Annotated in this window: 4 protein-coding genes; all 4 read left to right on the top strand. The window is 65.7% G+C overall.

Translation table 11 applies throughout. From position 1 onward, the window contains the following. The first annotated feature begins 143 nt into the window (after positions 1–143). Entirely contained in the window at positions 144–461 is a 318-nt protein-coding gene (gene gvpJ / locus ACNJ7E_RS12005) for a gas vesicle protein GvpJ (RefSeq protein ID WP_418339990.1), read from the top strand. Beyond that, positions 458–1,252, top strand: a complete 795-nt coding sequence (locus ACNJ7E_RS12000) for a GvpL/GvpF family gas vesicle protein (RefSeq protein WP_418339989.1) — start codon at positions 458–460, stop codon at positions 1,250–1,252. Before gvpJ ends, ACNJ7E_RS12000 begins: the two co-directional genes overlap by 4 nt. Before the next feature lie 1,173 nt (positions 1,253–2,425). Continuing rightward, positions 2,426–3,076 carry a hypothetical protein gene (locus ACNJ7E_RS11995; RefSeq protein ID WP_418339988.1) on the top strand — a complete coding sequence of 217 codons (651 nt, stop codon included), beginning with the start codon at positions 2,426–2,428 and terminating at the stop codon, positions 3,074–3,076. A 6-nt stretch (positions 3,077–3,082) separates the two neighbouring features. Further along, positions 3,083–3,843 (top strand): SRPBCC family protein (locus tag ACNJ7E_RS11990; protein WP_418339987.1); only part of this gene is annotated, 761 nt, incomplete at its 3' end.

The following is a 3,843-nucleotide window of genomic DNA, read 5'->3' as shown; positions in this document are numbered from 1 at the left end:
TGGCCGAGCCACATCGTGGATCAGACGAGATCACTAACCTGTTCGAGAGCGGCGGTGACTCGTGTACGCGCGGCCGGGTCGCCGAGCGGACCGCACACGACAAGTTCCGGGGTGGGTGGTGGCGGGGAGCGAGGAGCGAAGCGATGACCACAGCGGGCGGTCCGAGTTCGAGCAGCCTGGCGGACGTCATCGACACCATCTTGGACAAGGGCTTGGTCATCGACGCCCGCATCGTGGTCGCGAGCGTCGACACCTACCTGCGTTTCGCCGAGGCGGCGAACCGACTGGCGATCGGCAGCGAACCCAAGGGCCTGTCCGACCTCGTGTCCGACGTCAGGGGCAGCGGCAGTACGAAGTCCAAGACCAAGGGCGTCCTCGAGGGCGTGGGGGAGACGCTCGGTGAGCTGCTCGGCGGATCCGGAAGCGACCGCGAACCGGCACCCCGCCGGAGGCGGAAATGACCTCCGCCGACGACACCGCCGACCACGACACCGACGAGGGTGCTTCGGCGGTCGTGATCTACGTGTACGGAATCGTGCCCGCGGACGTGCAACCCGAGAAGGACGCCACCGGCGTCCACGATGCCCCGATCGAGATCGTCAAACACGGCGACATCGCGGCGTTGGTCAGCGAGATCGACCCGGACCAACGCCTCGGCGCCCCCGCGGACCTGCAGGCCCACGCCCACATTCTCGACGGCACCGCGCACGTCGCCCCGGTACTGCCGTTGCGGTTCGGTGCAGTCGTGTCAGATCGTGACGCGGTAATCCGCGAGTTGCTCGCCGAACATCACGACGAGTTCGCCTCCGCCCTCAATGAGCTCGAGGGCTTCGCCCAATACATGATCAAGGGCCGCTACGTCGAGGAGAGCATCGTGCGGGAGATCGTCGACGAGAGCCCGGAGGCGTCCGCACTGCTCGAAACGATCCGCGACCAGCCCGAGGAGCTCACCCGCGATGCCCGGATTGCTCTGGGCGAGCTCATCGGCCACAGCCTCGAGGACACGCGGGAGACAGACACCCGCACCACGCTCGAGGCGTTGTCACCGCTGACCGACACCGTCACCGTCCGCGAACCCACCCACGACGAGGATGCCGTGCAGATCGCGGTTCTCTTCGAGGTCGACCGACAAGAGGAACTCGAGCAGACGGTCGGGGACCTGGCCGCACGCTGGGACAACCGGATCACCATGCGGGTGCTCGGCCCCATGGCGCCCTACGACTTTGTGGTGAGACCAAAGCGGGAGGACTGACGAAGGATCTCCGGTGTGCAGGATTCGAAGAGTCGGTGTTCACCTCCTTTGTCCATGCGGCCGGGAATTTCCGAGACCGGTCACCCTCGTGCACGGTGAGATGAATATGCAGACACGGGACTCTCGGATATCCGATGTTGGCAAAACTTGTGTACACATTACGAGGCCCACATTCTCGAACCACGCTTCGCGCAAGGCTATTCCGTGTTCGACCGGCCCGATTTCGGGGAGGCAATGTCGACTCGACTGCCCGGTCGCCCGCCGACCGAGCACCCCCCGCAGACCGAGCACCCCCCGCAGACCGAGCCCCATCTCACGGCCTAGGATGGCGGTCAGGACAGGGGGACCTGGCCGGTGATCGTGCTGATCAGGGCGGTGGCCCGGACGCCCTCAGGTGAGCCGGGCCACCGCGGCCTGATTACTCGGTCCGATGCCGTCGCCGAAGGCGGCGCTCAGCCACCTACCTCGAACGGGACGATGAAGTCGATTCCTGCAAACCCATAAGAATCCGCGCCTTTCCTGGTGCTGAATCCACGGGATCGTCGATCCCCGCTTGCGATGCCTATCGCGCTCAGAACGAGGAGCGTTTCGCGAAAAGCGAATTTATCACATCATGAATTTAACAACCGCCCATGATGTTCCTGGGCAATCGATTTAGGAAATGGGGGTGACTTCAAAAGTCGGCGCATGTGCTTCTCGCGTGTATTTGCGTAATCCACGACGTGAGAGGGCCGTGGCCGCGCGCGGCCGAGGTCGGGGTGGGCGAGCGCTCGACCGCGGTCCGCTCGCGACGGGGCGCCCCGCCGGCCGAAGGGGTTCGGCGGCCGGAGCGGGGCTGGCTGCCCGGTCCGCCTTCGCGGCGCGGGCAGCGTATTCAGCGGGTACCCACAGACAACCGCGGTACACGGGTATCCCGAGGACCGGCAGATCCCACGGTCATTCGGTGCGGTCCTGTCCGATCGTGACGCGGTGACGAAACGAACTGCTCGCCGAACACGACGGCGCGTTCGCCTCCGCCCTCCCGGAACTCGAGGGCTTCGCGCAGATTGAGTGTCGCCGGCCCGGGGTAGTCGGCGGGAACGAAGGCACCACCCACCGACCACGGCCCCCATCCTTTTCGCCGACGCCGGCGCCGAGGTGCACCACATCTTCTCGACAACAAGGGGTTGGGCGATGACAGGCAAGGGTCAGATGGCTATGGCGGTGGGTGCCGGTTACATGCTGGGCCGTACGCACAAGATGAAGCTGGCGTTGATGCTCGCCGGGTTCGGAGCCAGCAGACGTTTTCCCACCGGGTCGCTGGGTGTTCTCAACGAGGGCCGCAAGCTGCTCGCCGATTCTCCCGAGGTCGCCAAGCTCGGTGTGACGGTGCGCAAGGAGTTGATGAACGCGGTGAAGGCGGCCGCGTTGACTGCGGCCAGCCAGCGCATCGACTCGCTCAACACCCGGCTGGAGTCGGGTGAGGACCTGGTCGGCGGCCTCGGCAAGGCTGTGGGCGGGAAGAAGAAGTCCAAGCGGGCCCGTGTCGAGGAACCCGAGGACGAGTACGAGGGCGAGGCGTACGCGGAAGACGAAGGCGAACCCGATGACGAGGGCGACAACGAGACCGGTGACGACGATTCCGAACAGGCGCCCCGCGGCCGGAGGCGGCCGGCCCCGCGCCGCCGCTCGTCGAGTGGCGGTAGTTCCCGGCCCACCCGGTCCCGGTCGCGGTCGTCGAAGGACGACGACGAGGACGACGATCTGGCCCGAGCCAGGGCCCGCAGGGCGCGCGCGAAGGCGACGACCGATTCTGTACCCGTACGACGACGCACCCGGAAGTGATCAGCGATGACCTCGAATCTCGACAGCGCGGCGAAGAAGCTGCGCCAGAACGTGTCCGGTGCGTCCGGTGAGGCCGCATCGCTGTCACCGCTGAAGAAGGCGGCCCAGGGCCTGCTCGGCACCGTGACCGACAAGGCGATGTCCACCGTGTCCGACAAGGTGCAGGGTGCGTCCGGCCGGCTCACCGACTACGCCGAGGGCGGCGGCGGCAGCCTGCTGTCCGCGGTCACCGGCAAAGAGCAGCAGGGTGACGGCAACGGGGACGAGAAGGGCGACGGCAAGTCACTGTTCTCCGGGCTGACCGACAAGGTGAAGGAGACGGCGTCGGATGTGAAGGACGCGGTCACCGGTGGTGGCGGTGGCGGTAAGGGCAAGAAGCTCAAGTTGACCAATATCGTCGAAACGATCGATGTCGGTGTCCCGGTCCAACTGGCGTATAACCAGTGGACCCAATTCGCCGACTTTCCCTCCTTCATGAAGAAGGTCGAGCGGGTGGAGCAGGAGGCGGACGAGAAGCTCGAGTGGAAGGCTCAGATCTTCTTGTCGCACCGGACCTGGGAAGCGTCGATCATCGAGCAGGTTCCGGATGAGCGGATCGTGTGGCGCTCGAAGGGTGCCAAGGGTTTCATCGACGGGGCGGTGACGTTCCACGAGGTGACTCCCGATCTCACGCGCATCGTTCTGATCCTCGAGTATCACCCGAAGGGCTTGTTCGAGAAGACGGGAAACCTGTGGCGTGCACAGGGGCGACGAGCACGGCTGGAATT

The organism is Rhodococcus mengyinensis, from assembly GCF_048381435.1.
In the GTDB taxonomy this organism is placed as follows: Bacteria; Actinomycetota; Actinomycetes; order Mycobacteriales; family Mycobacteriaceae; genus Rhodococcus_F; species Rhodococcus_F opacus_D.
This window is presented reverse-complemented; position numbering and strand designations above follow the sequence as displayed.